6 protein-coding genes and 1 pseudogene are annotated in these 5,067 nt (G+C 60.1%); 2 read left to right on the forward strand and 5 right to left on the reverse strand.

Going from position 1 to position 5,067, the window contains the following annotated elements; translation table 11 throughout:
* Nucleotides 1-264 precede the first annotated feature (264 nt).
* The 3 genes from ACFOM8_RS22440 to ACFOM8_RS22450 form a co-directional block, all read right to left on the reverse strand.
* On the reverse strand, nt 265-456 hold the full coding sequence (locus tag ACFOM8_RS22440) for a hypothetical protein (protein WP_377764592.1): 192 nt from the start codon (nt 454-456) through the stop codon (nt 265-267).
* 62 nt (nt 457-518) lie between these two features.
* Nucleotides 519-1,868, reverse strand: a complete 1,350-nt coding sequence (locus ACFOM8_RS22445) for a DUF4942 domain-containing protein (RefSeq protein ID WP_377764593.1) — start codon at nt 1,866-1,868, stop codon at nt 519-521.
* Nucleotides 1,869-1,880: 12 nt separating this feature from the next.
* Nucleotides 1,881-2,138: a hypothetical protein gene (locus tag ACFOM8_RS22450; protein ID WP_377764594.1), complete on the reverse strand. Its 258-nt coding sequence runs from the start codon at nt 2,136-2,138 to the stop codon at nt 1,881-1,883.
* A gap of 1,241 nt (nt 2,139-3,379) precedes the next feature.
* Here ACFOM8_RS22450 and ACFOM8_RS22455 point away from each other — a divergent pair.
* Nucleotides 3,380-3,769, forward strand: coding sequence for a VOC family protein (locus ACFOM8_RS22455; protein ID WP_377764595.1), 390 nt, complete (start codon nt 3,380-3,382; stop codon nt 3,767-3,769).
* 4 nt (nt 3,770-3,773) lie between these two features.
* A complete protein-coding gene (locus ACFOM8_RS22460; RefSeq protein WP_377764596.1) occupies nt 3,774-4,112 on the forward strand; it encodes a DUF1801 domain-containing protein in 339 nt (112 codons plus the stop codon).
* On the opposite strand, the gene ACFOM8_RS22465 is transcribed toward ACFOM8_RS22460, so the two are convergent.
* Both ACFOM8_RS22465 and ACFOM8_RS22470 read right to left on the reverse strand, forming a co-directional pair.
* Entirely contained in the window at nt 4,074-4,766 is a 693-nt protein-coding gene (locus tag ACFOM8_RS22465) for a helix-turn-helix domain-containing protein (RefSeq protein ID WP_377764597.1), read from the reverse strand. The genes ACFOM8_RS22460 and ACFOM8_RS22465 overlap by 39 nt on opposite strands.
* Nucleotides 4,767-4,872: 106 nt before the next feature.
* Nucleotides 4,873-5,067 (reverse strand): annotated as a pseudogene (locus ACFOM8_RS22470) (IS110 family transposase); the annotation flags it as partial.

Genomic DNA, 5,067 nt, shown 5'->3' on the forward strand with positions numbered 1-5,067 from the left:
CCACTGGCTAAAAAGCCAGTCCAAAAAGCCAGTTTTCAGATTTCGATTGACAACCTTACCAGAGCGTCACTTGCCAACTAGCTGGCATGTTTTGGGTTTTTCCAAGCTGCGACTCAGCCTGGATCGATGCCGCAATGGGAAGGCGGGAAAAAAAGGCCCCGCGCAAGCGGGGCCTTAAGTTACTCCGTCGCTAGATGGAGCATTGCGGTCCTTAGCACTCTCTGAGGCTTGGCACTACGATCTTTTGGTCAAGGATCTGGCGGCTCAGCAGTCCGGCAGGGCAGGGCCAGGGTAGGGGTTCGCGGGTCCGTAGCGCACGCCGCCCTGCTCGAAACAGCCATTGAAGCCGCACAGCCAGGCGCGGTGCAATTCGCTGCGCGCGACAAGGCGGCGCAGCCAACGCGGCATGACGCGGCCGGAATGTCCCGCCAGATAGATGCGCAGATAAAGGTTCATGGGGTGATCCGTGAAAGGGGCAGGGCAGGGGCAGGCGCATAGCCTGCCCCTGGCGTTATCAGTTACGCCTTGGGCTTGTGATAGACGCAATAGCCGGTCGGAACATTGGTGCCGGAGCTGGCGAAGCTGCCCACGGGCAGATCGGTCCAGCGGCCTATAGTGGTGCCGTGGTCATAGTGTGCCGTCGCGGGCAGGATGCAGACCAGGACGCCGCCCGGCTTCAGGAACCGCGCCGCATGATCCAGATGCAGCTTGTAGTGTCGTCCATAGAAGGGCGGGTTCATCAGGACCGCATCAAAGCGCGGATCGGGCGGGACCTGCAGGAAATTGGCGGTCATGACCGAATGGCCCTTGGCGCGGGCCTGCTCGGCGCGGGCTGCGTCATACTCGATGCCGGTCACGATCACAGGGGCGCGGCCGCGCCGGTCCTCGGGGTTTTCGTTCCACGCGGCCAGCTCGTCCATGATCCGGCCGTCACCGCAGGACGGTTCAAGGATCTGCTCGCCACCTGACAGGTGCAGGGCGCTGACAATCTCCTGCGCCACGCGGCGGGGCGTGGGGTAGAATTGCAGATCGCGGGCAACCTCCGTGCTTGGCCGCTTTGCCTCTGCCTCAGTGGGTGCGTCGGGAAGAACCTCGCCATAGAACTCGGCCAGGGCGCGGTTGATGTCGCGCCGCCCATCCTCGTTGAAAATCAGATGCACGTTGCCGTTCTTGAAGGCGCGGATAAAGCCTGCACAGCAATCGGCCTCGCCGTGCCGCTCGGCCTCCTTCATCATGTCGGCAAACTCGCGATATTCATAGCGCGGCTGACCGCGATAGACGCGCAAGGCGTTCAAGGTGTCCTTCAACCGCTCTTGGCCCCAACCGTTCCAGCCGGTCGCGCTGCCGATGATGATGCGCTTGGGCAGGCCCTCGACGCCGATCTTGACCTTGGAATGGCTCTTGTAGGCGGGGTCCAGGTCGCAAAAGCACTCGGCCAGACCCTTGAGGACGTGAAAGCGCGGGTCCAGCAGGTAATCCCCGAACACTTCCGCGATGTTGGGCAGGGTGAAGGGCAGGGGGTTGGTCAGTTTCAGGTCAAGCTGCTTGCGATCCTTGGCACTGGCAATGCGCTCGATCTGCAAGCCTTCATAGACATGCTTCCAGGCCGAACGCAGCAGGGCAAGGCGCACATCGCGTTCGTAAAGGCTCGGGCTGCGCGAAAAGACTTGACCGCCATAGGCCCCGCCGATGCAGGCCGCGACGTTGATTGCCGTCTCGGCCCGGTTGAACTCGGCAATCGCCTCGCGAATGGCCGCGGCCTTCTCGTCATACTCGGCCACAATCTTGGACAGGCTGCGGCGCATGGCCGGGGCTGCATGTTCCCGCGTCTCTCCGATCTTCGGAAACTCGGTGTTGTGATAGGTCATGCGGCCGCCTCCTTACTGGCTCAGGGCGGCATAGGTGCCGCGATCTTCGTAGCGGATGATGGGTTCGCCGGTCTGCGACAGGCCGCCCCAGCAGGGACCGACAAAGCCCGCGATCATCGGCTGGCCCTGCAACTCGGGGCGCAGGCGGGTGCGGGTTTCGGTTCCTGTGATTTCGGTGCCCATGTCCTCGACCCATGCGGCCAGGTCATCGGTCACGACGCGGCTCATGCCGCAGTCGTCGGTCATGGTGACAATCTCGAAAAGCGCCATCTTTTGGCTCTCCTTTAGCGACGGGGCGGCCGGGTCTTCTGCCCGTTCCGCCGATGGGCGAGCCTTCCTGATCTGCTGTCTCGAAAGGCCCATGCCTTTCGGAAAGCAGAGCGGGGAGGGCGCAGCCCTGCCCGTGGCCCCGGCCGAGACTGTCAAGGGGTCGGGAAGGCGGGGTGGTGCGGCCCGCAGCCCGGAACGGGCGAGGACACGGCCCGCCTGGACGACGACGCCCAAAGGGCGGCGCTTGCCCCTTGACCGGCTCGGGCGGGGATGCGTGGCGGACAGGAAAACAAAAAGGCTGCGGACGGGGGTGAGCGGGCGAAAGCCCGTCGATCCCCCGGAACGACACATGAATCATCCTGGCCCGCGCCGCGCGCGGGCCTCTCCCGTGTTTTCTTCCTGGGCCGCACAGCGGCGGCAGAGCAGGTCAGAAGGAAAAGCAGCTAGCTCTGGGTATCACCGGCAGCCTGCAACTGCCCGTCCGGTTGACCACAGGCCATAGACAGATTTATTCTATATTCGGATATGATCCTTTAGTATCTGACATTATTAATTTCACCAGTTGTTTATATCCCTCATGCTTTTTTTCTAGGGATGTCTTTGTTATCTCCTCTACAGTTACATCATCCCGATTTTTCATACCGTACTTACAGCCATCCACACCGTTATAGGATCTAGGTGATGACTAACTAACGCTCCGCTCATCGGGCCATGCTTATGCTGAACAGCTTTAAGGCTAGACATATTATCATGAAACGTACCACTCTCTTTGCTTGACGAGCCATCCTTTAGATGAATGCAGTAAATTCTCATTATTTCTTCCTTACTTAACTGAATAAAGCCGATATTATTGGGTTTTGAGTAATTTACGCAACATGCCCTTCCTCGCAAGCGATCGACACCCGAAGGGCCGAGACTGGGCCGCTGGACCGACTATTGCGGCCTCGCGCAAGCTGGCTCCGGACGAGACGGACGGCGCGGGAACAGCCGCAAAGGAGGGGCAGGGGTCCAGTCTCGGGGCGCAGGCCGGCGTCAGCAGGCCGTAGCCTAGAGTATCCGTTGTTCGTCAAGCATCAGAAACAGCCTGTCTCGGCGAAAGCAGCCGTTCGTGCGTGGCGCATCGAATGACCCTATAGAGCCCAAACTGCGTGATGCTGCACAGCCGCTTATTGTCGGCTTTCTTCAAGACCGTCGCACCATCGTGGCCTATCGTTGGAACCACATTGTTGGAGGCGCCTCACATGATCTTTCGCTACACGATTCTCTACGTGGACGACGTCTCGTCGTCGCTCGACTTTTTTGAGAAGGCTTTCAGGCTTGAACGCGGTTTCCTTCACGAAGGCGGAGATTACGGCGAGCTGGTAACAGGGAAAACCAAACTGGCTTTCTCCTCAAGAGCCCTCATGCGCGAGTTGGGCAAGAGCCCGGCACTGCCGAGACCCGACGCCCCGACGTTCGAGATCGCTTTTGAGACGGACGATGTGGCCGGCACCCTGCAAAGGGCGCTCGACGCGGGGGCGACGCTGGTTCAGGACGTGCGCGATGAATCTTGGGAGCAGACAACGTCCTATGTGGCGGACCCAAATGGGTATCTGATCGAAATCTGCACAGCAGTACAGTTGCCAGGTTGAGACCATGATGGAGGAGTCAGAAAAAGCAAAAATCGTCGCACAATTGAAAGCTGTTGTCGCAAAGGTTGAGCCCGCCGCGGCCTGTGTCACGAGATACGGTGGAACCATGATTGAGCGCGTTCCCGGGCAGCCCAAATCGCAGTTCTGCGGGATTTTCGCTTACAAGGACCACGTCTCCTTGGAGTTCACCAACGGCGCGCAGCTGGATGATCCGGAGCGGGTGCTCGAAGGCGGAGGGAAGCATCGGCGTCACATCAAGCTCGCCAGCCTGGCCGACATCGTGGACAAGCGATGTGAGGATTTCCTACGTCAGACCCGCGATCTCGAGGCTAATCTCTCCTGACCAGTTGCCAAGCCCGGGTTGCGCCAGATCGGCAATGGCAGCCGGGTTCCGGCGGAGTTGGGCGGGCGTCCAGCCGAACCAACGCACGAACTCTCGCGTCATGTGCGCCTGGTCGCTGTAGCCGTAGTGCGCTGCGATCTCGGCAAGCGGAACGCGACATGGTAGGGCCTGAACCGCCCGCCGAGCCCGTCCCAGTTGACGCCAGAAGGCCGGGGAAGGAAGCGACAGGTCTTTGAAACGACGTTGCAGGGTTCTTTCCGATACGCCTTGTTGCCGGGCCAAGCAACGAACGCTGTTGCCCGACAAGCAAAGGGCCTCGATGATTTCCGAGACCTCTTGGTCATGCCGCGTGTTGGCTTCGATCTCTGCCTCAAGGTTCGACACGTCATGGTCCGCGGGCTCGAATTCGGCAAGGTCTAGCGTAGTGCCAGGTCGCAGCCGATAGCCAGTCAGGCAGGTGCCTGCGTTTAGCTTGACCAACCTTGGCGCAAAGTCCCAGTCAGTGGTGTGAAAAACTTCGCGTCCCGTCCTGTCGCAGGACAAGACAACCAGATCGACACACCCATCCGGAAGAACAATCGAGACTTCGTTGGCCCCGGCAGTGTAGGTCCAGCGATGAACATGGGGAAGGCTGGCTTGGGTGAATGCGGTCATGACAGTCAGAGTGAACGAATAGCCGCCATTGATCCAGAGCGAAGCAACGGCAGAAAAGTCCGCACTGTGCCCTCGGTGCAAGGCGCGGTGAAGGTCTGCTCCTACGTCATTTCATCGGCCGCAGCTCCCATATGCGGCCAGACGCGACGAGGGTGTTGGCCAAAATCACGAGCTTCCGCATTACAGCCGTGATAGCAATTTTTGCGGGTTTACCTGCGTCTACCAGCCGCTTGTAGACGACGCGCAGATCCGGGTTGAACCGTGTTGCGACAAGTGCTGGCATGTACAGGGATTGCCGCAG

Source organism: Paracoccus angustae, from assembly GCF_042648745.1.
GTDB lineage: Bacteria > Pseudomonadota > Alphaproteobacteria > Rhodobacterales > Rhodobacteraceae > Paracoccus > Paracoccus angustae.